At 61.8% G+C, this 25059-nt stretch carries 20 protein-coding genes; 8 read left to right on the plus strand and 12 right to left on the minus strand.

Going from position 1 to position 25059, the window contains the following annotated elements:
* Positions 1-96: 96 nt before the first annotated feature.
* Positions 97-516 (minus strand): response regulator, encoded by a 420-nt coding sequence (locus AAC640_RS09305; RefSeq protein ID WP_340265835.1) that lies wholly within the window; start codon positions 514-516, stop codon positions 97-99.
* A gap of 66 nt (positions 517-582) precedes the next feature.
* Positions 583-3162, minus strand: coding sequence for a TonB-dependent receptor (locus AAC640_RS09310; RefSeq protein WP_340265836.1), 2580 nt, complete (start codon positions 3160-3162; stop codon positions 583-585).
* Positions 3163-3326: 164 nt separating this feature from the next.
* Between AAC640_RS09310 and AAC640_RS09315 the strand changes: the two genes are divergently transcribed.
* Positions 3327-5138, plus strand: coding sequence for an aspartyl protease family protein (locus AAC640_RS09315; protein ID WP_340265837.1), 1812 nt, complete (start codon positions 3327-3329; stop codon positions 5136-5138).
* A 1-nt stretch (position 5139) separates the two neighbouring features.
* Here AAC640_RS09315 and uvrB read toward each other — a convergent pair whose 3' ends face one another.
* Positions 5140-7323, minus strand: a complete 2184-nt coding sequence (gene uvrB, locus AAC640_RS09320) for an excinuclease ABC subunit UvrB (RefSeq protein ID WP_340265838.1) — start codon at positions 7321-7323, stop codon at positions 5140-5142.
* A gap of 51 nt (positions 7324-7374) precedes the next feature.
* Here uvrB and AAC640_RS09325 point away from each other — a divergent pair, with 51 nt between their 5' ends.
* The 3 genes from AAC640_RS09325 (at position 7375) to AAC640_RS09335 (ending at position 9240) form a co-directional block, all read left to right on the plus strand.
* The gene (locus AAC640_RS09325) at positions 7375-7911 is read left to right on the plus strand and encodes a DUF3617 family protein (protein WP_340265839.1); all 537 of its coding nucleotides are present in this window, start codon (positions 7375-7377) and stop codon (positions 7909-7911) included.
* A gap of 165 nt (positions 7912-8076) precedes the next feature.
* On the plus strand, positions 8077-8580 hold the full coding sequence (locus AAC640_RS09330; RefSeq protein WP_340265840.1) for a DUF3617 domain-containing protein: 504 nt from the start codon (positions 8077-8079) through the stop codon (positions 8578-8580).
* A 186-nt stretch (positions 8581-8766) separates the two neighbouring features.
* Complete coding sequence (locus AAC640_RS09335) at positions 8767-9240, plus strand: hypothetical protein (protein WP_340265841.1); 474 nt, start codon at positions 8767-8769, stop codon at positions 9238-9240.
* A 52-nt stretch (positions 9241-9292) separates the two neighbouring features.
* Here AAC640_RS09335 and AAC640_RS09340 read toward each other — a convergent pair whose 3' ends face one another.
* Both AAC640_RS09340 and AAC640_RS09345 read right to left on the minus strand, forming a co-directional pair.
* Positions 9293-10513: an MBL fold metallo-hydrolase gene (locus AAC640_RS09340; RefSeq protein WP_340265842.1), complete on the minus strand. Its 1221-nt coding sequence runs from the start codon at positions 10511-10513 to the stop codon at positions 9293-9295.
* A 405-nt stretch (positions 10514-10918) separates the two neighbouring features.
* Entirely contained in the window at positions 10919-12886 is a 1968-nt protein-coding gene (locus AAC640_RS09345) for an oxidoreductase (RefSeq protein ID WP_340265843.1), read from the minus strand.
* A gap of 326 nt (positions 12887-13212) precedes the next feature.
* On the opposite strand from AAC640_RS09345, the gene AAC640_RS09350 reads away from it, so the two are divergent.
* From AAC640_RS09350 to AAC640_RS09360, 3 genes are all read left to right on the plus strand, one after another.
* Complete coding sequence (locus tag AAC640_RS09350) at positions 13213-13929, plus strand: TetR/AcrR family transcriptional regulator (RefSeq protein ID WP_340265844.1); 717 nt, start codon at positions 13213-13215, stop codon at positions 13927-13929.
* 179 nt (positions 13930-14108) lie between these two features.
* Positions 14109-15461, plus strand: a complete 1353-nt coding sequence (locus AAC640_RS09355) for an NtaA/DmoA family FMN-dependent monooxygenase (RefSeq protein WP_340265845.1) — start codon at positions 14109-14111, stop codon at positions 15459-15461.
* A gap of 104 nt (positions 15462-15565) precedes the next feature.
* A complete protein-coding gene (locus AAC640_RS09360; protein WP_340265846.1) occupies positions 15566-15937 on the plus strand; it encodes a VOC family protein in 372 nt (123 codons plus the stop codon).
* A 6-nt stretch (positions 15938-15943) separates the two neighbouring features.
* Here AAC640_RS09360 and AAC640_RS09365 read toward each other — a convergent pair whose 3' ends face one another.
* Positions 15944-16783, minus strand: a complete 840-nt coding sequence (locus AAC640_RS09365; protein ID WP_340265847.1) for a class II aldolase/adducin family protein — start codon at positions 16781-16783, stop codon at positions 15944-15946.
* A gap of 250 nt (positions 16784-17033) precedes the next feature.
* Here AAC640_RS09365 and AAC640_RS09370 point away from each other — a divergent pair, with 250 nt between their 5' ends.
* Entirely contained in the window at positions 17034-17642 is a 609-nt protein-coding gene (locus AAC640_RS09370) for a peroxidase-related enzyme (protein ID WP_340265848.1), read from the plus strand.
* An 86-nt stretch (positions 17643-17728) separates the two neighbouring features.
* Here the strand turns inward: AAC640_RS09370 and AAC640_RS09375 are convergent, their stop codons facing one another.
* From AAC640_RS09375 to AAC640_RS09400, 6 genes are all read right to left on the minus strand, one after another.
* Entirely contained in the window at positions 17729-18940 is a 1212-nt protein-coding gene (locus AAC640_RS09375) for an acyl-CoA dehydrogenase family protein (RefSeq protein ID WP_340265849.1), read from the minus strand.
* Positions 18941-18990: 50 nt separating this feature from the next.
* The gene (locus AAC640_RS09380) at positions 18991-19878 is read right to left on the minus strand and encodes an alpha/beta hydrolase family protein (RefSeq protein WP_340265850.1); all 888 of its coding nucleotides are present in this window, start codon (positions 19876-19878) and stop codon (positions 18991-18993) included.
* 25 nt (positions 19879-19903) lie between these two features.
* Entirely contained in the window at positions 19904-21277 is a 1374-nt protein-coding gene (locus AAC640_RS09385; protein ID WP_340265851.1) for an MFS transporter, read from the minus strand.
* 36 nt (positions 21278-21313) lie between these two features.
* On the minus strand, positions 21314-22162 hold the full coding sequence (locus tag AAC640_RS09390) for an alpha/beta fold hydrolase (protein WP_340265852.1): 849 nt from the start codon (positions 22160-22162) through the stop codon (positions 21314-21316).
* A gap of 96 nt (positions 22163-22258) precedes the next feature.
* Complete coding sequence (locus AAC640_RS09395) at positions 22259-24454, minus strand: TonB-dependent receptor (protein ID WP_340265853.1); 2196 nt, start codon at positions 24452-24454, stop codon at positions 22259-22261.
* 95 nt (positions 24455-24549) lie between these two features.
* The gene (locus AAC640_RS09400; protein ID WP_340265854.1) at positions 24550-24732 is read right to left on the minus strand and encodes a hypothetical protein; all 183 of its coding nucleotides are present in this window, start codon (positions 24730-24732) and stop codon (positions 24550-24552) included.
* Positions 24733-25059 lie beyond the last annotated feature (327 nt).

Consider the following 25059-nt stretch of genomic DNA (forward strand, 5'->3'; position numbering starts at 1 on the left):
CGGCATGGCCAATCAGGCAGACTGATTACGGCACAGAAGAGCAGGACCCGCTTATCCTGAGGCCCCTGTTTTGAGGTGTCCTATGCGGGGAGGCCGTCAGGCGGCGATCGCCACCAACTGAGGGCGGGCAAGACCGCGCGCCACATCCTTGATCAGGCCGATGAAGCGTGTCGCTTCGCGCGCGATCATGGCCTTGTTGAAACAGGCCGCCGCGCCCCGGTCCAGCGCTTCGGCCATGATAGGCGTGCCTTCGCGCATCAGGGTGGACAACATGATGACGGGGCAGGGGTCCATCGCCATGATCTCGTCCAGAATGGTCAACCCGTCCTTGCCCGGCATCGCGATGTCCAGCGTCACCACATCGGGTTTTTCCCGCGCGATGAGGTCGATCGCTTCCTCGCCGTCGCGGGCGATGCCCACGACCTCAAAGCGGCAGTCGCGCTCCAGCAGCGTTTCGATCATCGCGCGAATGGTAAGCGAATCATCGACTACCACGATCCGTATCGGCTTGCTCATGCTGTCCTCCGACCCTTTTATGAAGTTCATAACGGATCCGAGATGGAGAGGTTTAACCCCCGCCGGTCAGAAGAACAGCTTGCGGAAGGAGATGGTGATCGTGCGCCCCAACGGATCAAGATATCCGGGCTGATAGCGCAGCGGCGTCATCCCGCTGGCATCCGTCACGTCCCGGCGCGCGTTGAAGATATTGTCGATGCCGATCGACACGCGTGCTCCGCGCAGGAAGGGATGCCGTTTCACCAGCGAGGGCATCTGCCCCAGATTTGCGAACAGCCGCAGGTCGACCGTGGTCAGGCTGCCGAAGTCAAGTCGTGATGGGCCGCCGCTCGTGCCGCTCAGGGCGCCGTTGACATGGGTGCCGCTTTCCCAGTTGACGCCCAGCCGCGCGCCCAGGCCGTTGTTGCTGTAGCCGACTCGTCCCTCAATCTCGTGCCGGGGCTGGCCGCCGGACGATCCCGTCGCGTCGCCGTCCAGCAGATTGAGCTGTGGCACGCCCGGCGCGATCAGGATGCTCTCGGTCAGATGCCATGTATGATAGAGGCTGAAGCTCAGCCGTCCGCCGCCGCCACCGCCTCGTCCGCCACCAAAACCACCCGGTCCGCCAAAGCCCCCGCCCGGCCGACCGCCTCCTCCTCCGGGACCGCCTTGCCCCCCGTCGCCGCGCCGGCCCGCGTTATCCGGCCCGCCAGGCGCTGCGCCGTCCGGGCCGCCCGGCGGCGCCTGGCCCTGCTCGCCGCGGCCGCGATTGCCGAACAGGCCGCGCAGATCCTGCAACTCCTTGGGCCGATCCTCAGGCTTCGCCCCCGCCGCTCGCCAGGCTTCGATGACTTTTTGAATGTGCGATTTCAGCGGGAAGGACAGGTCGAAGCCCCAGCGCAACTGTTCGCTTTGCGACCGCAGATAGTTGATCGGCCGCGCGTCTATCTGTGTCAGCACCCCACCAACGCGGGTGAACCTGCCGTCGAACGCATCCTCGATCGCCGGCGTCGGCTCGGGGAAGGTGGCGATCGGATTGGTCGTGCGGCTGTTCAGATAGGTGGCGGTCAGCGTCAGGTTGGGCTTGTCGAACGGCTTGATCGTCGCGCTCAGCCGGAACTGGTCGCGCACGCTTGCCTTGAGGTCGGCATTGCCGCCGGAGATGCGGTTGACGAACACCGTCTGGCCGGTCCGATAATCGAAGACCGAGACATTGGGGGTCGAAATTTCCGGATCGCTGATCTGGTTGCCGGTCGGTGCGGCGCGGTCCTGATTGGCCGACACCAGCAACTGCGCAGCGGGAATCGGTCGCCATCGCAGTCCGTAGCCGAGCGTTGACAGCGTGCCGAAGTCGGAAAGCCGCTGGGCGGCCGCGTTCACATTGACGCCGATGTCGCCTAGGGCGCCCAGCACGCCCTTTGCCTTGCTTGTGAGCGGCACGTCCAGGCTGACCTGACCGCTGCCAATTTCCCGATGATAGTCGCTGTCCCGCTCGACGCCGCCCCGGATCGACCAGCCTTCAAAGCCGGTGGCAGACGCGCCCAGCCGCACAGCGCTGGTGACGGCACCCGCCGGCAGGTTGAACAGCGGGCCGGACAGCAGCAGGTCGCCGGCCAGCGCTTGCGACCTGGCGCTTGCCCGGTCGACCGTCGTCGATCGGTCCGTCCGCGTGCGCGTATCGGAAATGTCGCCATTGCCGGTGAAGGACCATTGCCACCCACCGCCCAGCAGGCCATTCAGCGTCAGCCCGAGATGGCCGGTAGTGCCGCGTACCTGTTGTCGCAGCGCACTGTTGCCCAGCAGGTCGCGATAGAATTGTCCATCCGGCGCGATCGGCGAAAGCAGACTGCCCGAAAGCTGGCTGAGCGTGCTGGCCGGCAGGCCCTGCAGCGCATCATTGTCCGACAGTTCGACGCGGCCGTTTACCGACATCGACACCTTGCCCAGTGCACGCGCATAGGTAGCGTTGGCCGACAGATTCTCGGTCGCGGGGCTCAGCGTGCGGTAGCGGGTGATGTCGACATAGGGCGAGGCGTTGGCGCCCGCATTGATGCCGCGCTCGCTTTCCAGCAGTGACGCGGCGGTTGCATATTTGACGTTCACCGTCAGCCGATTGTCGCCGCGTATCCGCAGCAGGCCGCCTTCGGCCGATCCGCTTTCCCCGCCGCCATCAGTGGTGGTGCCTGCGCGAAGGTCGGCCAGTTCGGCACGGAACCGCTGGCGCAGGACGATGTTGACGACCTTCTGCGTGGGTGCATAGCCATAGGACAGCGCGACCTCCTCCGGCAGGATGTCCACGCGGGCGACCGCCTCGGATGGCAGGTCCTGGATTTCGGAAAAGCTGGAAATGCGCTTGCCGTTCAGCAACACCACCGGCGTGCCGTTGGTCTGCGGCGACAATTCGGTGATCATCTCGGCGATGGAGGTGACGCCCAGCGCCCGGACATCGGCGGGCGACAATTGTTGTTCCGGCTTGATATTGCCCACCACGGCTCCGCGCTGCGGCTGGCCGGTGACGATGATCTCGTCGGTGTCGTCCACCTGCGGTGAACCGCTTCGATCCTGCCGCTCCTGCGCCATCAGCGCGCCCGGCGAAGCGCTCGCCAGGAGCAGGAAAAAGACAGGACAAGTGGAGCGGCGCACGATGAAATCCCCTTTGAACGGCATGCCTTTCCCTAGGACGCAATTGTCGTAAATTTCTACCAGCGCCAGCGGCCATTTGTCGCAAAGTGTATCGCGGTGCCCGCCGCACGCGATTGACCATTGGCGCCCCGCCGCGATATCGACGAGGCGCGCGCAGCGCGGCGAAGGACAGCCATGACGGGGGGCAATTGACCAAGGGATTCAAACAAGCGGGCGCGCTGTTCGCCTTGCTGACCGCATTGTCGTCGCTGTTGATATGCGGCCCGGCTCGTGCCGGCGGATGCAAGCTTGGCGTCATGGCCAACCTGCCCGTGACGATGGAGGGCCTGCGCGCCAGCGTGCCGGTGCAGGTCAATGGCCGCGAGACACGTTTCTGGCTGGATAGCGGCGCCTTCTTCAGCATCATGCCCAAGGCAAAGGCCTTGGAACTGGAGTTGCCCATCGGAGCCGCACCCCCCGGCCTTATGGTCGTAGGCATTGGCGGTTCGGCGAGCGTGGGGCTGGCGACGATCAAGACATTCGGAATAGTCGGCCAAAACCTCAAGAATATCGAATTTCTGGTGGGAGGCAGCGATGCCGGCAACGGTCTGATCGGCCGCAATTTGTTGGCCATTGGGGACACCGAGTTCGATCTCGCCAACGGTTCGGTCAAGATCATAAATGCAACTGATTGCGACAAGGGCGGGCTCGCCTACTGGGCGGTGGGCAAGCCTTATTTCAGCGTCCCGCTCATGAGAGGGGACAATTCACGCGACCATCTTTTTCGCCTTCCCGTCAGCATCAACGGGGTCACCGTTGTGGCTGAACTCGATAGCGGGGCACCCACGTCGCTGCTCAGCCGCCGCGCAGCCGAACGCGCGGGCATCGACCTCACCGGGCCGGGCGTCGTGCCATCTGATGGCGTCACCGGCTTCGGCCGACGGCGGGAAAAGGGGTGGATCGTACCGGTGGCCAGCGTCGCCGTGGGAGATGAGGAGATTTTGCGCACCAAGTTGGAAGTGATTGATGCCAGTATCGGCGGCGGCCCTGTGCCCGATATGTTGCTGGGTGCGGATTTCATGATGGCGCATCACATCTATGTCGCGCGCGGCCAACGTCGCATCTATTTCACCTATAGTGGCGGCAAGGCCTTCCTGACAGGACCGTCTCCGGACGATGAGGCTGGTTCTCATCCGGTTGCGCTACCCGTCGGCAAGGTTCTGGTAGAGGCCGTAAACGGCGTCCAGGACCCCAAGACGGCAGAGGAGTTCGCCCGGCGTGGAAATGCCCGTCTGGCATTGGCGAAAACCGAAGCGGCGCTTGCGGACCTTAGCGAAGCTATCCGCTTGGCCCCTCAAAACGCCAGCTTCTATGGGGACCGTTCCCGGGCCTACCAGGCCCAAGGCGCGACCGATCGGGCGAAGGCGGACATCGATAAGGCGCTGGCGATCGATCCCGCCAATGGCGAATTGCTTATCGTGCGAGCGGGTGAACGCTTGAACAACGGCGACAAAGCCGGTGCGCTCGCCGACACCGAGGCGGCAGCGAAGATCATAGCGCCGTCGTCGCTGCCGGCCGTGGAGGTCGCCCAGTTGTTCGTGGGAGTGGGCCAGCCAGCGCGTGCCATCACCTTGTACAGCGCGGTCATCGACGCCCATCGCGCCGACAGTAAACTGGGCAAGATGCTGAACGGCCGCTGCTGGACGCGCGGTCTCGCCAATGTGGATCTCGATTTGGCGCTCGACGATTGCAATCGCGCGATCAAGCGTGACGGGGTCAACGCCGCGTATCTCGACAGCAGGGCGCTCGTCTATTTCCGCAAGCGCGACTTCAAGGCTGCACGGGCCGATTATGACGCAGCGTTAATCCTTGCCCCGGATGCCGCCTGGCCGCTCTACATGCGCGGGCTCGTCAAGATCGCGTCCGGGGACGGCGGTGAAGGCAAGGCGGATCAGGCGGCCGCGCTGGCGATCGATGCGGATATCGTGCGGACTGCCGCCGACCGGGGCGTTGCGAACTGAGTTATCGTCCGAACTTGCGCTGCGTCTTTCCGTAGCGCAACTTCCGCGTCCCAGGCTTCCCTTCGACAGCCCTTCCCCTTGGCGTGGCCACCCGGTCCTCCGCCGGCAGCCCAAGCTCCTCCGCCTCCAGCTTTCGGATCTCGTCGCGGATTCGCCCGGCCTCTTCAAATTCCAGGTCCGCGGCGGCCGCGCGCATCTTCTTTTCCAGATCCTCGATATAGGCGCGCAGATTGTGGCCGACGAGGTGCGGCCTGTCGTCGAGGCCGGTGTCGATCGTGACCTGATCCTTGCTCGCCACATGGGCGATGATGTCGCCGATGTTGCGCTTGATGGTGGTCGGCGTGATGCCGTGCTCCAGATTATAGGCCTGCTGCTTTTCGCGGCGCCGCGAGGTTTCGTTGAGCGCGCGCTCCATCGAACCGGTGATGCGATCGGCATAGAGGATGACCCGCCCGTCGACGTTGCGCGCCGCCCGCCCGATCGTCTGGATCAGCGAGGTTTCAGAGCGCAAGAACCCCTCCTTGTCCGCGTCGAGGATGGCAACCAGCCCGCATTCGGGAATGTCCAGCCCCTCGCGCAGCAGGTTGATGCCGACGAGCACGTCATAGACGCCCAGCCGCAGGTCGCGGATCAGTTCGATACGCTCCAGCGTCTCCACGTCCGAATGCATGTAGCGGACCTTGATCCCCGCTTCGTGCATGAACTCGGTCAGATCCTCGGCCATCCGTTTGGTGAGCGTCGTCACCAGTGTGCGATAGCCTTTCTTCGCCGTCTCCTTCGCCTCGTGGATCAGATCATCCACCTGATCCTCAACCGGCTTGATTTCGACCGGCGGGTCGATGAGCCCGGTGGGGCGGATCACCTGTTCGCTGAACACGCCGCCGGTCCGCTCCATCTCCCACGATCCGGGCGTTGCCGACACGCTGACCGTCTGCGGTCGCATCGCGTCCCATTCGTTGAACCGCAGCGGCCGGTTGTCGATGCAGCTTGGCAGGCGAAAACCATATTCGGCGAGCGTGATCTTGCGCCGATGGTCGCCCCGCGCCATCGCGCCGAGCTGGGGGATGGTCTGATGGCTTTCGTCCACGAACAGCAGCGCGTTCTCCGGCAGATATTCGAACAGCGTCGGCGGCGGCTCGCCGGGCAGGCGGCCGGTCAGGAAGCGGGAATAATTCTCTATTCCCGCGCAGCTACCTGTCGCCGCGATCATCTCAAGGTCGAAATTCGTCCGCTGTTCCAGCCGTTGCGCCTCCAGCAGCTTGCCTTCGGCCACCAGTTCCTTCAGCCGCTCCGCCAGTTCGTGGCGGATCGCCTCCATCGCCTGCTTGAGCGTGGGGCCAGGCGTCACATGGTGGGAGTTGGGAAAGACCTTCACATAATCCAGTGCGGCGATCTTTTTCCCGGTCAACGGGTCGAATTCGACAATTTCCTCGATCTCGTTGCCGAAGAAGGAAACGCGCCAGGCCGTGTCCTCATAATGGCTGGGGAAGATTTCGAGATTGTCGCCCTTCACCCGGAAATTCCCGCGCGCGAACGCCGCGTCATTGCGCTTATATTGGAGTGCGACCAGTTTGCGAATGATCTCCCGCTGATCCTCGACCTGCCCATTCTTCATCGAAAAGGTCATGGCCGCATAGGTTTCGACCGAGCCGATGCCGTAAATGCAGGATACCGACGCCACGATCAGCACATCGTCCCGCTCCAGAAGCGCGCGCGTGGCCGAATGGCGCATCCGGTCGATCGCCTCGTTCACGCTCGACTCCTTTTCGATATAGGTGTCGGACCGCGGCACATAGGCTTCGGGCTGGTAATAGTCATAATAGCTGACGAAATATTCGACGGCATTTTCGGGGAAGAAGCTTTTGAACTCCCCATAGAGCTGTGCGGCCAATATCTTGTTGGGCGCCAGCACAAGGGCCGGGCGCTGCATCGCCTCGATCATCTTGGCCATGGTGAAGGTCTTGCCGGATCCCGTAACGCCCAACAGCACCTGGTCCCGCTCGCCCGCGCGCGCCTGCTCCACCAGTTCGGCGATCGCGGTCGGCTGGTCGCCCGAGGGTTCATAGTCGGAAACCAGCTTGAACTTCCGCCCGCCCTCGCTCTTTTCGGGGCGCGCGGGGCGGTGGGGGACGAAGCCTTCGCCGGTCTCCGGCTCGTCCAGAGTGGTGCGGATTTGAATTGTCATCGCTGCTTGATATGGTTCCCCTATCGGAAGGGTGCAACAGGGAGGATATCGATGCGCAGGACGGCTCTATGCCTGATGGGGATCGCGGCGTTGCTCGCCGGCTGCGGCAAGAAGCCCGCAAGCGAGCCGCAAACGCACGAGGAAGTGAAGGCGCAAGCACAGAAGATCCAGCTCAAGCCGGGCCAGTGGCAGGGCAGCTACGACCTGGAAGACATCGACATGCCGAACATGCCGGGCGGCGGCGCGCAGATGAAAGAGCAGATGAAGAAGGCGATGAGCCGAACGGCGATCACCTATTGCGTGTCGCCCGAGGAAGCGGCGAACCCCAGCGGCAAGATGTTCTCCGGCCAGGAAAACAAGGATTGTACCTACAAGGGGTTCGATGTCAGCGGCGGATCGGTGAAGGGCGAAATCGCCTGCAAGTCCGAACATGGCACGATGAACGCCGTTATGTCGGGCAGCTACGCGCCGGACAGTTATGAAATGCACATGGACATGAAGATGGCGGGCGCGCCCGGCGGCATGGACATGCACATGAAGGCCAGGAGCAGCGGCAAGTGGGTCGGGGCGACCTGCGCCAAGTCGTAGGGGATGCGGGCGGCGGGCGCGGACCGATGCTGGCTCTGCGCCCGCTCGCTCGGGCGCCCGATTGCCACGCCCCACCCGCGCCGGGCACTGCCGCTTTTTCTCTTGCGCTTTGCCCGCGCGCGAGCGAGCCTCCGCCCGTTCCGTGAAGAGAACAGGGGAGAGGATATGCAGAAATTGATGTTGGCGGCATCGCCGCTGATGCTTGCGCTCGGCCTTGCCGCGTGCGGCAATGACGCGGCGCCAGCGCCGGAGGCGGTGGAGGCGCCCATCATGATGAGGGCCGGCGAATGGGCGCTCGTGCGCAAGACCACCGGCTACAACACACCGACCGTAACGCCGGCTGAATATCAGGCCGCGCTCAGTCAGACTGAGCAGGACAAGCTGTGCATCGCCATCGATGCCAAGGGGCTGCCCGATCCGGATGCCCTTGCAGGGAGCGAAGGCAAGGATTGCACCTACAAGGACAAGCTGCTGCACAAGGGCCGGCTGATCGCGACCCTGTCATGCAAGTCCGGCGCGGGCACGTCGGAAATCGCAGTGGAAGGCAATGTCACCGCCGACACGCTGACGCTCGGCAGCATCACGACGAAGACGCAGAACGGCAGCCGCGTGCTGCGTACCACCCATGACCTGACCGGCAAGCGACAGGGGGAATGCAGCAAGGCCTGACGTTCGCGGTCGGGCATGCCAGCAGAAGGGGGCAGTGCACCTGCTGATGCGAGACATCAGTGAAACTGCCTGCTTTTGCGGGTCGGCGGGGCCGATACGATCCGCCGTCCGAAATCGCCAATGCAGCTGGCCTTCATCTGTGCCATCCTCCGCGCAGCGTTGATATTGCTGCCTGGGAGTCGTGTCATGCTGTTTCATCTTTCCATCGCCGCCCATGATCCGAAGCATGTTGCAGAAGTGATCGCGGAAATGTGGCGCGGTGAAGCCTTCTATTTTCCGCCGGTGACACCCGGCAGCTGGATCGCCTTTGCGGGCGATGACCGCGGCACGGCGATCGAGGTCTATCCGATCGGCACCACGCTGCGCGAGCAGGAGGGCGACGCAGACGCCTATGGCGAGCAGGGCAGCGATCAAAGCTTCACCGCTACTCATGCCGCGCTGGCCACGCCGCTCAACCAGGACGAGATCATGGGCATCGCCAAGCGCGAAGGCTGGCCCGCCAAATATCGCAAGCGCGGTGGCGCCTTCGGCGTCATCGAATTGTGGATCGAGGGACGCCAGATGGTCGAGATGCTGACCGCCGACATGCAGGCGGAATATCTGGCCTCGATGACGATGAGCAACTGGCGCGCGATACTGGACGCTGGCGCGCCGGCCTGAGGCGGCATGGGGATGGAGGCCGCGTCGGGCCTTCATCACCTCAGATCAGTCGCTATTGCAGCGCCTCGATCGCCCGGTGATCACAGTGCCGCGTGCCACGCCGCACGGCGGAATAACCGGGCACCTGAAGCGACTGGCCGATGCGCAGCGGCGCGAAGCGGTCGCGGGGGATGCCCTCGCAGCGGAGATGCAGTTCCAGCATCCGGGGCGGGGTGCTCCAGGCTTCGTAGGAGAGGCGGAACGTTCCCCAATGGATGGGAATCGCTGTCGAGGCCCGCAACTTTTCGAACGCCTGCACTGCGCGTTGGGGTCCGATGTGCGAATCCGCCTCCATCTGTCCCGGGAAGAAGCGGAACGCGCCGATCGGGATCATCGCCAGGCGGATCGGACCCAGCCTGGCGGCTTCCTCCGGCCAGGCCATATCGCCTGCGCCAGTGTCGCCGGCGAAGAAGATGTTACCCGCTCGTGTCTGGATGACGAAGCTTGACCATAGCGCGCGGTTGCGATCGGTGCCCCAGCGGCTGCTCCAGTGATGGTTGCGCAGCACATGGACCCTGTAATCCGGGCAATGTTCGTAATTTTCACACTGGATCACCGTTCTGTCGCCAAGGCCGTTGAGCGCGGCGCCGCTGATCGACTGTCCCCAATCCAATGCTGTCGAGGGGATGCCATGGGCCTTCAATATCGAGTCATTGCCCAGGCTGGTGATGATTTTCGGCCGGTCCCTTTCCCATAATTTCCTGAGGGTTGGGATGTCCATATGGTCATAATGATCGTGGCTGATGACGATGAGGTCGATCTTCGGCAGGTCGTCGAACCCGATGCCCGGCTGCGTCACCCGGCGCGGACCCAGCGGCGGGAAGGGGCTGGCATAGTCCGACCAGATCGGGTCGGTCAGGATGTTGAGTCCCGCCGCCTGCACGAGTACCGTCGCATGACCAACCCAGGTCGCGACCATGCCTCGTGGCGCGGCGAAGGGCGCCGGCCGGGCAGGCTTGACCGCAACCGCGTCCGGCCATGGCGGCCGGCCATCCTGCGCCAGCAGCCAACGCGCGATGAAGCCGCGCCGATTGCTGCCCGGCGGGGTGGAAAAGAAGATTTCGCCATCCGGATTGGAAAAATGCGCTCCGTCGAAATGGCGGCTGACCGGACCCTGATAATAGATGCGGTCGAGGAAGGGCGGAACGATGGTGATGGCCAGACATAGCGCGACGACCAGGAACAGCAGCGCCGCGCCCGCGCCCCGCGCGACTTTCCCGATGATGCGGCCCATTCTGTCTCCCGCCCTGATGTCGAAACAGCGAGATAGCGCCCATCCGCCGCAGGGCAAGAGGAGTCTGCGGCTGGTCGCTGACGGTCAGTGGCGCACGCGTCGCAGCCAGCTGCGCAAACGGCCTTGTGATCCGGTCCGGGTGGAAAGACCCCAACGCGCGGCCTTCTCCTTCGAGATAGGGGACGTCGTAGGCATGCAGATCCTTCTTGGCGCAAGCCACCTCTGACGGTTTCGCGCGCTGACTAGCCATGGTGACACTGATCTCGCTAGCCGACCCGGTGCGCGCCACATTTGACCTTTTGCCTGGTTGGGCGGCGCGCATGCATGGCCTTCGCGTAGGCGCCGGGCGGCACTTCACGCGGGCTTTGACAGGCCTTTCCATCCCGCTTGTTCTTTGGAGCGCCCTCAAACAGCGGCGCCTGCCTTGTGACCTTCGTGAATTGCAGCCTGGAGATAGCGGGGGGAATTGGCATCGCCGACGATGTGGAGATGATCGACTTGCTCCAGCAATGCGTCATAGACGTCGCGGTTGGGACGATTGTGGGATATTACGACCACGGTATCGGCCGGCAGCCGGACGCTGTCGGCGTCAGTACCGAACAGATGGGACGGGCCGACCAGCACCCCGCCTTCGTCGATCGCGATGCCGCGCGTGCGGATCATGTAGCGGAACGGCTTGCCCTGCATGCGCTGCAGATAGGGTTCGACCATCAGCGTCGTCCGGGCCAGCGGGGCGAGTTCGATACAGGGCGTGACATAGGTGACCTCCAGCCCCTGGTTGATCAGGAACTCTGCCGACCCGAGGCCCTCGAAATGCCCCACATCGTCGATCACGACCGCGCTGCGCCCCAGATTTGTCGGAGTCGCCATGAACAGTTCCGTCGAGGAGATCACGCCCCTGCGCTCGACATTGCCGATCGGCTCGCCGGGATGCGAAATCTGGACCCCATCCATCCGCTCCATCGCCCCCGTCGCGATCACGATGGCATCCGCGCCGATGTCGAGCGCGCCTTGGGCATCCAAATAGGTGCTCAGCCGGACATCGACGCCGAGTCGATACACTTCGGCCTCAAGCCAGACGACGATATCGGCCAATGTGTGTCGCGCGGGCGCCTTCGCGGCGGCTCGCACAGATCCGCCAAGCGTCGGGCTGGCCTCGGCGAGGATAACCTTGTGACCACGCGTGGCGGCTACACGCGCGGCTTCAAGTCCCGAAGGGCCTCCGCCCACTACCAGGATCGTGCGGGGGACCGCCACGCGCTCCAGCAGATGATCGCCCCGTTCGAGCTCATGGCCGGCACCCGCGTTGACGGTGCATTCGCTCGCCAGCCCGATGAGAAGATTGGCGACGCACGCCTGATTGCAGGCGATGCAGGGGCGAACCCTTTCGCTTTCGCCGGCCAGGCTCTTAACGATGAGGTTCGGGTCCGCGATCATCGCCCTGACGAAGCCGACCATATCGGCGTCGCCCGCGCGAATGACCTGATCGGCCTCCTCCAGCGTTCGGAAGCGTCCGGTGACGAGTGTCGGCAGCCCGACCGCGCGCGTGATCGCAATGCTTGTCGGCATTTCATAGCCGGCCGGTTCGTTCATTCCGCCGATCATCTTGTCGTTGCGGTTATAGTTGCCGACCGACACGTCCACGAAATCGATCAGTTGCCGTTCTTCCAGCATGTGCGTGATCCGCAACGTGTCATCCAGCCCGATGCCGCCGGGCGTCAGATCTGTGCCCACGCGCACGCCCACGACGAAATCAGGCGATACCGCGTCACGGACAGCGGCGACGAGCTCCATCGTGAAACGGGCGCGATTTTCGAAGCTGCCGCCATAATCATCGTCGCGATTGTTGGTAGCGGGGGAAAGAAACTGATGGGGAAGATAGCCATGCGCGCAGTGCAACTCGACGCCATCGAGACCGTAATCCTCCATGCGCCGGGCGCAGTCGGCATAGGCTCCGATGATCGCGTCGATCATGGCTTTGGTCATCGGGGTCGGAACCACGCGGCGCACGATGTTGGGCACGTCGGATGCGCTCCACGGCACCGACCCGTCGAAGCCAGCATAATGGCCGCCGTGCCAGAGTTGCTGGAACACCTTCGTTCCGTGCGCCTTTACGCGATCGGCGAACCTGCGCATCCCATCCTCGGCCGCCGGGCTGAAGATGTCCATGAACCCTGCGGTTGTCTGGTGGACCGATCCGATCTCGTTGATGATAAGGCCGACGCCCTTGCGCGCTCGCTCTTCATGATAAGTGATCACGGCGTCGCTCATCATTCCAAAGCTCAGGCCCATCGCGTGCGCCGGTCTGTATATCCTGTTCCTGATTTCCAGATTGCCGAGCTTGATCGGACTATTCACATGTGTGTACGCCACAACCCCTCCAAAGGCCTTGTCTTGTTGCAGTATTGAGGACAAAGCCATTATGCCGCGACACTGAAAAGCAGCGCCGCGTCCCCAGTCATTTCTTGCCGAATGCTATCATGGCGCCTTGTGCCAGGGAATGTGCCCAATGGCACAGGCTTGCCCCATTCTACATGGCTCGCGCGCGCCACCTCTTCATGTCTCGCGGCGGTGAGGGGCCGGCAAGGCTTGCATCGGCCCATCGTCGCGTTAGCAGCGATTATGCATTCTGAAGCAAATGTCGTACTGCATCCTCGCATGATCGCGCTTGTTGGCGGATCGACCGGGAGCGCCGGAGAATGACGAAGAAGCAAATGGCCAAGGACCTCTCGACAAAGGAAGCGATGATCGTGGCGGCCGAGCGCCGCTTTGCGCTGAACGGGATGGAAGGGACGTCGATGCGGCAGATTGCCATCGACGCCGGGCAGCGAAATGAATCGGCCGCGCATTATCATTTCGGGTCCCGCGAAGGTCTTATCAGGGCCATCCTCAGCTATCGCATCGCCACGCTCAATGCGCGTCGACAACAACTGCTTCAGCAAGCCAGGGACAGGCGGGAGAAGCTAATTTCACCGCGCGAGATCGCATCCATCTTCATTCTTCCGATGGCTGACGAGATCTTTCTGAATTGGCGGAACTGCTACTGGGTTCGTTTCATTTCGCACTTATGGTCGATCGAGAAGTTCCAGTATCTAGCATCGGAATTCGAATCCAGCTCGTCCGCGCTGACCGAAGCCAATGATCTTCTTCGAACGATACCCGGGGTCGACCCGATGATCCTTGAAGTACGAAGAACGATCCTGCGTCGCGATGTCGTGTGGGGCCTCTCGCGGGTAGAGGCGATGTCTTTCCATGAGAGCCGCGAGATGTGTGAATTGCATGTCGCCAACCTCGTGGACATGATCGCGGCCGGCATATCGGTGCCTCCATCCCAAGACACTATTGTCAAGGCGAACGCCGTGGACGCAACCCGCGCGCCCGCATTGGAAATGATGCGGTCCGCATCACGCCTTTGACAAAACCGGCGCTTATGCCGCTTGCACGCGCCTTGGTCTGACCGTCAGCCGAGGTGTAGGCTAGATAGCTGTTGCGCGGCGCTGCTAATGAAGTACATTAATGACCATCATTGAAAGGCTTTGACGGGGCGACTCGCCATCGGCTTTCAGTCTTTGTCCGGAACCAGGAGTAGGATGCGATGTCGAACGACCGTCAGATGGTGATAGGCTGGCTGATGGAGCCGGCTGGGACTCACGCCGCAGGTTGGCAAGAATTTACCGACCGGAGGGACGTTGCAAATGATATCCACCATTTCGCGGAGATGGCGAGGGAGGCCGAAGCGGCCAAGCTGGATTTTATCTTTCAGGCAGATTCTTCGTCGATCCGGCCCGGTCCCATCGACGCCGTCGCGCGCCAGCCAACCTACGCAAACATGCTCGAGCCGTTTACGCAAATGGCCGCGCTTTCGCAGGCGACGTCGCGCGTCGGGCTGGTGTCGACCGCCTGCACCAGCTTCTGGGAACCGTTTAATCTCGCCCGTCTCGCGGCGTCTGTCGATCATATCAGCGGTGGCCGGTTCGGCTGGAACATCGTCACGGGCCGGCACCCCCTCGCCGCCCCTAATTTCGGCCATGATACCATCGCGCACGCCGATCGGTACAAGCGCGCCCACGAATTCACGGAAGTGGTTCTGGGCTTGTGGGACAGTTATGAAGACGATGCTTTCTGCCGCGATCCCCAGTCCGGCTACTATTTCGACCCGACCAAAATCCATGCCCTCGATCACAAGGGAGAATATTATAACGTCCGTGGTCCGATGAATCTGGGACGGCCGCCGCAAGGTTGGCCCGTACTGGTGCAGGCCGGGGCCTCCGGAGACGGCCAGGATTTCGGCGCGCGATTTGGAGAGGTGATTTTCTCGATCAACGGCACGCTGGAACGCGCCGGCAAATTTTACGAGGATATCAAAGGGCAGTTGGCCAAATATGGCCGCGAGCGCGACGAGATGCGCGTTCTGAGCGCGTTACAGGTCGTCGTCCGCGAAACAGCTCAGGAAGCGACCGACGCTTTTGAGGACATGCAGCGCAGGCTTCATCCTGAATTGATGAAGCATACCGTTTCCTATGACCTGGAAACCGACGTCATGGACCTGGATGTCGACGATTATGTCACGCTGGACCGGCTTCCAGTCGAGGCCAACTCCAGCAAATCGGCGGATGCGCTCTTGCGCGAGTGGCTATCCGAGCGGCCGATGACAGTGCGCGAGCTCTACTACAAATTCTCGCAGTCGCGTTCAGCCAAAACCATCTACGGATCGCCCGGCGAGGTCGCCGACGTGATGGAGGAGTGGTTCACAGCAGGCGTCGCCGATGGCTTCATGACGTTGTTTCCACTGGAGTCGGGAATGCGGGATTTCGGCCGGCTGGTCGTGCCCGAACTTCAACGCCGGGGGCTGTTCCGCCAGGACTATGAAGGAAGCACGCTTCGCGACCATCTTGGCCTCAAACGGCCCGTCTGGAATGCGCGGCAGTTTCACCAGGCGGAAGGATAGATCGGACCTTGCGAAAGTTGATCGATCTTAAGGTTCCGAAATAGAAATGACTTCGGTAGCGCAGGCAAGACGATTCAGCAACGAGTTGGGGACAGGAGAAGGCGATGTTCACGCACGTCATGGTGGGCGCCGATGATATCGAGAAATCGAGACGGTTCTACGATGCCCTGTTCGAGATATTGGGTGTCGGCCCCGGCTATACCGATTCCAGAGGACGAGTATTCTACCGCATGCCGACAGGCGCATTCGGCATCACGAGGCCGATTGACGGAAAGGCGGCCTGCAGCGCCAATGGGGGGACGATCGGCTTCGCCGCCAGTACGCCGGATCAAGTCAAGGCATGGCATGATGCCGGTCTGCGCGCCGGGGGCACCAGCTGCGAAGATCCTCCCGGCGTACGCAGCGGCTTCGGCGCATATGCGGCCTATTTGCGCGATCCGGCGGGCAACAAGCTTTGTGCATCCTGCGCGGTGTGACCGCGATCACTCCGCAAATCGGGCGTCAAGTCGATAGGCTTTGCGGAGCAATGCCGGCCATGCGAGCGAATCCGCCATCGCCTTGAGAACCACGGGCGCCTCCTTTGCCATCGCATCGATGACGGAATGCGACGCCTGATGGAGATTATCCGTGCCAGCGGACAGGGCGTGGACCTGCGCCTCGCATGCGCGTTCGAGAAAATACATCTTCAAAAATGCCTGCCCGACGGTCTCTCCGACCGCGAGCGTGCCGTGATTCCGGAGCAGCATCGTGCTTTTTCCGCCGAGATCGGCGACGATCCGCTCCCTTTCGTTCAACTGGACGCCGCCTTCATAGTCATGATAGCCAAGGTCCGAGCATATCGCCATGGCGCTCTGGGTAAGCGGCAGCAAGCCATGCGACTGCGCAGAGACAGCCTGACCATAGGGGGTGTGCAGGTGAAGGACGGCCTGGGCGTCGTGCCGCGACATGTGCACCGCCGAATGGACCGCGAACGCCGCCGGGCTGATGGTGAACGGCGTAGGGTCGGTCGGAACGCCATCGACGTCAACCTTGACCAGGCTGGATGCGGTCACTTCCTCGAACATCAGGTCGAACGGATTGAGCAGGAAATGATTTTCCTGTCCCGGAACACGCGCTGAAAGATGCGTGAAGATGACATCATCCCAGCCGAAATGGGCTATCAGGCGATAGGCGGCGGCGAGGTCGACGCGGATTTGCCATTCGGCGTCGCTGACCCTGTGTTTCATCGATGGCAGGTCGACTGTGCGCTCCCGCGCACGCCCGGAAATAGCGACATATTCCGCGCCAGGCTGTTCGATTGCCTTTCTCGCTGAGTGTGCCATCCTGTCTCTCCTGGGGTTGTTTATCGTTCATCGATCCAAAAGCGGGTCACGCGAGATTGCCCGCAATGTGCGCGCTCGGCAATTACCAGTCTGATATATTTTCGGCGTCATTCCATCAGTGAATCGATAATGGTGAAGCGTTGAACTATCCCGGTTGCGAAGAAAATCACGAATCGCCGGTTGTTGCGTTTCCGTCCTCATTGCGGGCTGAACAGCTTCTACCGACAAGGATTTGACAGGAGAGAGTGCAATGCCTGAAGACAAACCGACCCTAACGCTCGATTACAAGGGGGCTGGAGACCCTTATGGCTACCTTTCGGGGGTGGAAGGCTATGAGCTTCCGCAGGAGTGGGTCGAAAACATGGAAGTGCCCGAACTGCACTCCACGCGCATCATCGCGTCCTATAATCAGGCGGGATTCGAGCGCAGCGGCGCTTACATGCAGCCGATATTTCTCGATCCGGAATATGGCGCTCTGACCATGGCGCAGCGGGAATTCATCGGCGTCGTCGTCTCCGCCGTGAATGCGTGCCCCACCTGCCTTATCATCCATAGCCACAAGCTGGGCGAGTTGATCGGCGACCATGGGCGGGCGCGGCGGATCGCCATCAACTATCGCGCGGTCGGCTTAAGCCGGCAGGAACGAGCCATTGCCGACTATTGCGTCAAATTGACCGAACAGCCCGGCCGGATGGAAGCCGCCGATGTGCAGTCGTTGCGCGATACCGGACTGAGCGACGAGGAAATTTATTATGTCATCGAAACCGCGGCGGTGTTCAACCTCACGAACCGCATGACGTCCGGCTACGGGATGCGCCCGGACGACGACTTCATGGCTTCGATCGTGCCCAACACCTGACGCCATACCGCCGGGGAGGCTGCTTGCGCAACCTTCCCGGCGGGCCTCCTGAATGGCTTGCTCCAAAGTGGGGGCGCGAAGAACGGTCAGATTTCAGGCATGTTCCGGATGTTCGACTTGCCGCCCGTCATCGCGCGGCCAAGCAGTTCCAGCGACAGGCCGGCATTGAGCGCATTATGGCGCGACCCCACGCTAAGGTCCCGCCACAGCCGCTGGGTGGGGCTGGACAGGACGAAGGTGCTTGGCCCGGCGATGTCGAGCAGAATATCGGCCGCTTCTCTCAGGAGGCGCATGGCATAGCCGCAATCGGCCTGCGTTTTCACCTTCTCCATGATGGTGGCGGGCCGTTCCTGCGCAATGCGGTCGACCACGTCGCATGCCCTGTGGACATGCATCCAGGCGGAATCGATCTTGATCGCTGCTTCGCCCAACCTGGCCAGCAGCTGCTGGGAATCCGACTGGCGATCATATTGCCAGCCGATGATCGGGCGATCGTTCATCTTCTGCCGGACCGCCTCCAGCAATCCGGCCGCCGCTCCCATCATGGAAGGAAGGACGGTGAGGCCGAATTGCGGTTCGAACGGCCAGAGGTCGCGCGGTTCGGGAGGATTGGCGCCCACGAAGGCGGCCATGTTCGCCAGATCGCTATCCCGAACGAACAGCGTTGCCGGCACAGCATGCCCGTCCGCCTTCACGCGGTTGCTGCCCGATGCCGACATGCCGGCAACATTCCAGTCGCGAACGATTTCGACATCGTTGCTCGCCAGGTCAATGAACAGACTGCCGGTGTCGATCTGCGCGCCGCTGTCATCGCGCACGATCACCCCGCAAAGCGCCCAGTCGGCATGCAGGCATCCCGACGCGTAGGGCCATTGGCCAGTCACGACATAGCCATCGCCCGACTTCACCGCGACACCGGTCTTGGCCCCGATGAAACAGCTGAGTTCATCCCCTCTCCGCGAAAGCTGCTGCGTCATATGGTGCGGCAGCGACGCGACCATGCCGGTCGTCCCGGTCAGAAGGCCATAGGCCCAGGCGGAACCAGGGCATACCTTTCCGATTTCGGCGACTGTTTCGACAAAGGTTCGCATGGACGCGCCTTCACCCCCGGCGCGGCGTGCCACGGTGATCCGGAACAGCCCAGCGGCTTTCAGCGCTTCGAAGACGGGCGGCACGATGCAGCCCTGTTCTTCTGCCTCCGCAGCGTGGCTGGCGATCAGCGGTTGAAGCTCCTTCGCCCGGTCCATGGGCGTGGGCGGATCGTTGCTTTCGCGGCTGATGTCGATGATCTGGGCCATGTCGAATATGCTCCGGTGAGGATCATTCACTCAAAGATTGTCAGGATTGATCAGAAGCCGCATCGCTTCCGCAGCCACTGCACCGTGAGACGCGAAAGTGCGATCCTCTTGGTCAGCAGCGCGTGATCGGAGTCGAGGATCACTTCGTCGAATACCCGTACGCCAGCATCGCGCATCGCCTTCGCGATAGGCCGGTGCGAGGTTTCGAGCGGGGCGACCGTGTCCCTCATGGCGCCGACCAGAAGCACGTTGCTGTCGACAAGACGCGCTGCCTGCACGGTAGGCCGCATCCGGTCGAAATCGGCCGGCGTCATGTCCTTGAGGACGCTTTCGACCTGGATTCGCCCGGCGGACATCCTGATGACACGTTCCTCTCGTTGCCGCGCCAATTCCACAGCCTCGGGGCTGGCCGTGGGGATCATGCTGTTCGGTGCAACTGCGATCACCGACTGGATCTGGGGGTCTTCGGCACAGGCTGTCAGGCTGACATTGCCGCCCCCACCACTCAGGCCCATCACGGCTATCCGCGAGGGATCGGTCCGCCAGGGGCGGCCCTGCATCGTCAGGATTTCGCCCGCAGCGGCGCTGCGCACATATTCCGCGGCGGCAAGAAGATCATCGACCGCGCCTGTCAGCGTGTAGCGGTGCTGATTGTCCCACATGCCTCGCGGGTGGAACGTCATGACATTGATGCCCGCGTTCATGAGCGGGATGATGACGCTTTCCAGACGGTCGCCGCCATACCATTGCGGACTGAGGATCACCGTGCCCTTCGGTTGCTGGCCCTGCGCGATCCAGGCTGTGGCGTGGACCACCGATCCGCCGCTGATGAAATGGGTGACGAACTGTTCGACGGGAAAATCGGGATCCAGGACGCAAGGGTCGCTCACGCTGCTGTCTATGAGATCATGGGGGTCGAAGGTGGAAATCTCGTTCATATGCTGGTCCTTGGTTGACGGGTGGTCATGGGGCGTTCGCCTTCAGCCGATGATAGGCGCCTTCGTTCAACCCAAGGCCGCACAGGAGCAGCCCGACAAGAGCCACGGGAAGTCCCAAGGCCAGCAATGACCAGCCCAGCATATCGCCGGACCCGAAGACCTTGTCCGTGATGAGTCCCACGATCGTCGGACCCAGGCCGATGCTGCACAGAGCGAGGATCAGATATTGCAGCGCAATGATCTGCCCGCGCATGTTCGCCGGCACCGCCTCCTGTAGGGCGAGAGGGGTCGCGCTTTGCACCATGGCCACGCTGAACAAGACGACGGTGAAGCCGGCTACGGCCAACCATGTGGACGGCATCAGGCCGAAAAACGCTGCCGGAACGAATGTCACGAACCCGAAAAACATGGGACGCGTACGCCCGCTCAGCGCTCCCTTGCGTATGAAACGGTCGGAGATCCCCCCGCTGAGCAACGTTCCCGCGACGGAACCGATGATCATTGCCGCGCCGATCGGCCAAGCGGTAGCCGCGGGCGAAAGGCCGAAATTACGCTGGAGCATCGTCGGCGCCCAGGCCCCCGCGCCGTAACCGGCCGTCGCAGCAAGCGTGCCGGCGGCGGAAATCCGGATCAGCAGCCCCTTGTACGCCCACACATAGGCAAGGAACGCGCGTATCGAGGCTTCTTCCCCAGCAACCACGTCGCGTCGCGCGGGCTCCCGGATCGTCAGCATGAGAAGGCAGGCGAAGAGACCCGGCATGCCCGCGAACAGGAACAGCAGCCGCCAGGGTTCTAGGGTCGTGAGCCCGCCCAGGCTGAGTCCCGTGGCAGGGATCAGGCTGAGCAGCATGCCGCCCAGCAACAGCGACGCGCCCGCCCCAAGGGACATGGCCATGTAATAGATGCTCGTCGCGAGCCCACGCTTTTGTGGTTCGAAAAAGTCGATGAGCAGCGAATAGGCGGCCGGACCCAGAACGGCTTCTCCGACGCCGACACCGGTGCGCAACAGAAGCAACATTTCATAGCTGGAAGCGAAGGCCGAGAGGGAAGTGAGCACGCTCCAGGCCAGCAGCCCGAACAAGATGATGTTCCGGCGGTTTCGACGATCCACCATCCGTCCGAACGGAATGCCGAAGATCGCATAGGTCAGGGCGAAGCCATAGCCGTGAAGCAGGCCGAATTGCGTGTCGCTGATCCCGAAGTCCCGCTTGAGCGGCGCCACGATAATCGTAGTGATGTGCCGGTCGAGCTGCGAAAGAAGCGTGACGATGCACAATATGGCGAGCGCATACCAAGCTCCGGCCATTGCCGCCGACTCCTGTCGTCGCGCAGGAGGCGACCGGTAGCCCGGCTCTTCCGCCACGGCATGTTCCAGTGCTGTTTCTGCTTCGATGCCCATCAATATCGATCCTCGTAGGAGGCCTCGCGCGCTATCCTAGGCACGGGCGCCAAGTCCGGTCGTTGACCGTTTACCATCGTCCAGAGACGCGAGGAAGGTCTGGAAGGCGGCGATGCACTGTTCGAACCGCTCAAAATACAATTCATGGCCGCTGCCGTCGATGACCTCGATCCGAGAACCAGGGATGAGTTGTTGCATCCGGTTCTGATCGGACAGCGGTGCGGTCTTGCTGTTGGCGGGTGCCAGGATCAGCGTCGGCACCTGAAGCCCGGGCAGCAGCGGCGCCAGGTCCACTTCGGGGAACAGGCGGGCGAGCGCGGCGAGATTGGCTGATCGATTCTGGCACCATTGTTCGCGCATCCAGGCTTCATGGGCCGGGCTGATCGGAACGACGCCGCCGCCCTTTATGAGCATGTCAACATAGGTCGGCATTGGCGTTTCCGACACCGCTTTCGCGAGATCCGCATAGCCATAGCTTTCCGACCCGCGGGTCGGATCGGACAGCGGAGCGGACATCACGGTAAGCGACCGGACGCGGTCGGGGTAGGCGGCCGCCAGCGCAACGCCGAACACGCCGCCTGCGGATTCGCCGAGATAATGGACCTTGTCGATCTGGAGGGCGTCGAGAAAGCCAACCATGTCCGCCACCAGCCGATCGACGGACCAGGGCGCCCCGGCGGGGGGATCATCCGACAGGCCATGACCGCGCATGTCACGCCGGATGATGCGATATCTGTCGGCAAGTCGCGGCACCCAATGACGGAAGAATTTCGTGCTTCGCCCCCAGCCATGCTGGATCAGGATGGTTTCCCGTTCCTCCCACGGGTTGGTGAAGTCGTCATCGTCATAATGAAATCGCAGCCCGTCCACTGTGACATAAGGCATTTGGCGGTCCTGCTCCAATAAGTGAGGGCATCGTCGCTGCCCATCATCGCCATTATATGCCGGGGCGGGAAGCGATCACGCCCCGGCATATTTCATTCAGAACCTGTAGCTCGCTTCCACTCCGTAAGTGCGGGGAGGGGACCAGGCCGCCGTATATTGGGCCGTCAGGCCAGCATAATAGGCAGTCGCGTAATAGTCTACGTTCCGGATGTTCTTCACGAAGGCGCGCAGCGTATATTTGTTATTCTGAGGCGTAAACGTCAGATAGGCGTTCTGAAGATTATAGGCCTTCTGGGTGAGAATAGGCGTCGCGAATTCATTATAGTGAACCTTGCCGCTCCAGTAGGATTCACCGCGCAGCAGCAGTTCGCCGCCGGCTACGTCGAACCCATATTGCAGACCCACCGTGAGGCTGTAGGGCGCCGCGCGATTGAGCCAGTTGCCCTTGAGCTGCACGTTGCGGGCGGGATCGGTCAGGGGGCGCGGGTCGCTGGCACCGCATGCGGTGCCCACGGGCAGCTGCACAGACTGGTCGCAATTGACGAAATCGGTATATTTCGCGCTCTGCACCATGCCGGCTGCGTCAAGCTTCAGACCCGGGACAATGATCGCGTCGAGATTGGCCTCGATACCCTTGATACGCGATTGGGCTGCGTTGAGAACGGCGAACCCGCCGACAGTGCCCAGCGTCTTTTGTACCTGGAGATTGCCATAATCATACCAGTAGCCAGCGATATTGAAACGGATGCGGTTGTCCGCAAAGCTGCTCTTGATCCCCGCTTCGACGCCCTCGATCGTCTCAGGTTCATAGGCGTTGCCGCATGTCCCCGCCGCGACCCCGCCGGCCTTGAAACCTTTCTGATAGGTCGCATAGGCCATGACCTTGTCGGTTATATCGAACTGGATACCCGCCTTCGGGGTCCAGGCAGTGAACTTCTGGTCCGTCAGTTTGTTGGAACATGTTCCGACAATGGTCTGCAGGGTTACCTTCTTGTCTTCATTGTAGCGAACCCCGGCAACGACCCGCAGCCTGTCGGTTATGCTGAGCGTCTGGTCGGTGAAGAAGGCGATCGACTTGGACTTGAGCAGATTGGACGCCGTGAAGGTCGGGGTCGTTCTCACGCCGAAGAGATTGCTGAAAACCTGGGTGCCCTGCGTCACACGGTCATTGAAATAATAGACGCCGAATATGGACTTAAGTCGTCCGTCAAACAGGTCTGCATTCAGATTAACTTCCTGCGTATAAGTGCGCGACTGATTGTGGTTCAGAAGGGTTTGGGCGACGAAGCTGCTCGAGTCATAGTCTATCCCCATGAAGTTCTTATATCTTTGATAGGCAGAGATGGATTTGACCTGGACATTGTCGGCAACATCCCAGGTGACCGTGGCAGTCGCGGTATATTCTTTCGTATTGTTCTCTGTTGGATAGTCGGCATAGACTTTCTGCGGGAGAAAAGTCTGTGGATTAAGAAGCGCCTGGGTGGCTGGCTTGAGCGACGGCGCGACTACGCCTGGTTCAAAGGAACCGCGCGTGTTGGTGAAGGAACCTTCGAGGTCGACGCGCAGCGTTTCCGTCGGGCGGAACTCCAGCACGCCCCTGATGCCGGCGACATGATTTTCGCCGAAGCGATCTTTGGCGGCGCCAGGCAAAAGATTCTTCACGAAGCCCTTGTCGCGATTGTCCCAGATGCCTGCGATGCGAAAGCCGACCTTGTCGTTGATCGGGCCCGATATGTAGCCCTGAAGCCCGTAACTGTCATAATTGCCGACGCGCCCGGTCACTTCTGCTTCCATCTCGTCCGTCGGACCGCGCAGGATATAATTGATCACACCGCCGGTCGCGTTGCGGCCATATAAGGTACCCTGGGGTCCGGAAAGGACTTCGATCCGTTCCAGGTCCATCAGCGCCAGGCTGAGCGCGCGAGCGCGCGGCTGGTAGACGCCGTTCACATGGACGGCAACCGACGGGTCCTCAAACCCGCTGGTCAGGCCCGTGCTGATGCCGCGGATCGTCACCGAATTGCTGCCAAAGGAATTGCTGACCTGCATCGAGGGTATCTGGGTGATGAGATCGGCCAGTCCCTTGATCTGCCGTGTCTGCAAGGTTTCCTGTGAAAAGGCGGCAATTGTCGCGGGAACATCCTGGACATTTTCCGCGCGTTTCTGGGCGGTCACGATGATATCCGCCAGTCCGCTGGGCGCGCTTTCGGCCGGCGTCTGCGCACATGCGGGCACGACACCTGCCGCAACGGATACAATCAGCGAAATCGGTATGAGTGAGGATGACCTCATCGCAAACGCCTTGTTCATAATATCGTCCCCTATTGTTTGATTGACTTTTTTATGACCGAAATTCTATTTTCTTGTCTGGAGCGTAACGTAACGGTTCATCCGTCGCCCCATGATGAGCTTCCATGGGACGATATGATCGGGAAGATTTCCGTTCCGCCGCCGCGACATGCGCGTCGGCGCACGCCCATGGAAATTGCAGCGCTGACTTCGGCAAATTCGACACGCGATCTGGTTTTTGGATCCGCCTCCTCTTGTTTCTTCCAGGCATGATTGATCATGCGCTCCCGCAAAGATGAGCTGCGCGAGGTACCGGCCTGGTTACGTGATCATTGCTAATTAGTTCGGGCGGCGATCATCAAGTGAGTTTTACAAACATCCATATTTGCAGGTTTTAGGATGCCCTCTGCGGCTATGCTACGCGCTCGCACCAACTGCGTGTACGAAGTTCCCACTGGTCGCGCGCGTGTCCGCGCGCGACCAGTGCGCAGAGGCATCTGCCCCAATTATCACGCGTCTTCGGTTTCCTTAAGAGGCTGTCTCGAAACGGCGGCGTAATGACGGTGGACGATCGAGCTCCGGTATGATTCCAGAGGGTTGCGACACCT

It is taken from the genome of Sphingobium mellinum (assembly GCF_037860795.1).
Taxonomy (GTDB): Bacteria; Pseudomonadota; Alphaproteobacteria; order Sphingomonadales; family Sphingomonadaceae; genus Sphingobium; species Sphingobium mellinum.

Coding starts and splice junctions, on each gene's coding strand:
- AAC640_RS09305 (WP_340265835.1), bottom strand. CDS start 516: ATGAGCAAGCCGATACGGATCGTGGTAGTCGATGATTCGCTTACCATT.
- AAC640_RS09310 (WP_340265836.1), bottom strand. CDS start 3,162: ATGCCGTTCAAAGGGGATTTCATCGTGCGCCGCTCCACTTGTCCTGTC.
- uvrB (WP_340265838.1), bottom strand. CDS start 7,323: ATGACAATTCAAATCCGCACCACTCTGGACGAGCCGGAGACCGGCGAA.
- AAC640_RS09325 (WP_340265839.1), top strand. CDS start 7,375: ATGCGCAGGACGGCTCTATGCCTGATGGGGATCGCGGCGTTGCTCGCC.
- AAC640_RS09330 (WP_340265840.1), top strand. CDS start 8,077: ATGCAGAAATTGATGTTGGCGGCATCGCCGCTGATGCTTGCGCTCGGC.
- AAC640_RS09335 (WP_340265841.1), top strand. CDS start 8,767: ATGCTGTTTCATCTTTCCATCGCCGCCCATGATCCGAAGCATGTTGCA.
- AAC640_RS09340 (WP_340265842.1), bottom strand. CDS start 10,513: ATGGGCCGCATCATCGGGAAAGTCGCGCGGGGCGCGGGCGCGGCGCTG.
- AAC640_RS09350 (WP_340265844.1), top strand. CDS start 13,213: ATGACGAAGAAGCAAATGGCCAAGGACCTCTCGACAAAGGAAGCGATG.
- AAC640_RS09355 (WP_340265845.1), top strand. CDS start 14,109: ATGTCGAACGACCGTCAGATGGTGATAGGCTGGCTGATGGAGCCGGCT.
- AAC640_RS09360 (WP_340265846.1), top strand. CDS start 15,566: ATGTTCACGCACGTCATGGTGGGCGCCGATGATATCGAGAAATCGAGA.
- AAC640_RS09365 (WP_340265847.1), bottom strand. CDS start 16,783: ATGGCACACTCAGCGAGAAAGGCAATCGAACAGCCTGGCGCGGAATAT.
- AAC640_RS09370 (WP_340265848.1), top strand. CDS start 17,034: ATGCCTGAAGACAAACCGACCCTAACGCTCGATTACAAGGGGGCTGGA.
- AAC640_RS09375 (WP_340265849.1), bottom strand. CDS start 18,940: ATGGCCCAGATCATCGACATCAGCCGCGAAAGCAACGATCCGCCCACG.
- AAC640_RS09380 (WP_340265850.1), bottom strand. CDS start 19,878: ATGAACGAGATTTCCACCTTCGACCCCCATGATCTCATAGACAGCAGC.
- AAC640_RS09385 (WP_340265851.1), bottom strand. CDS start 21,277: ATGGGCATCGAAGCAGAAACAGCACTGGAACATGCCGTGGCGGAAGAG.
- AAC640_RS09390 (WP_340265852.1), bottom strand. CDS start 22,162: ATGCCTTATGTCACAGTGGACGGGCTGCGATTTCATTATGACGATGAC.
- AAC640_RS09395 (WP_340265853.1), bottom strand. CDS start 24,454: ATGAGGTCATCCTCACTCATACCGATTTCGCTGATTGTATCCGTTGCG.
- AAC640_RS09400 (WP_340265854.1), bottom strand. CDS start 24,732: ATGATCAATCATGCCTGGAAGAAACAAGAGGAGGCGGATCCAAAAACC.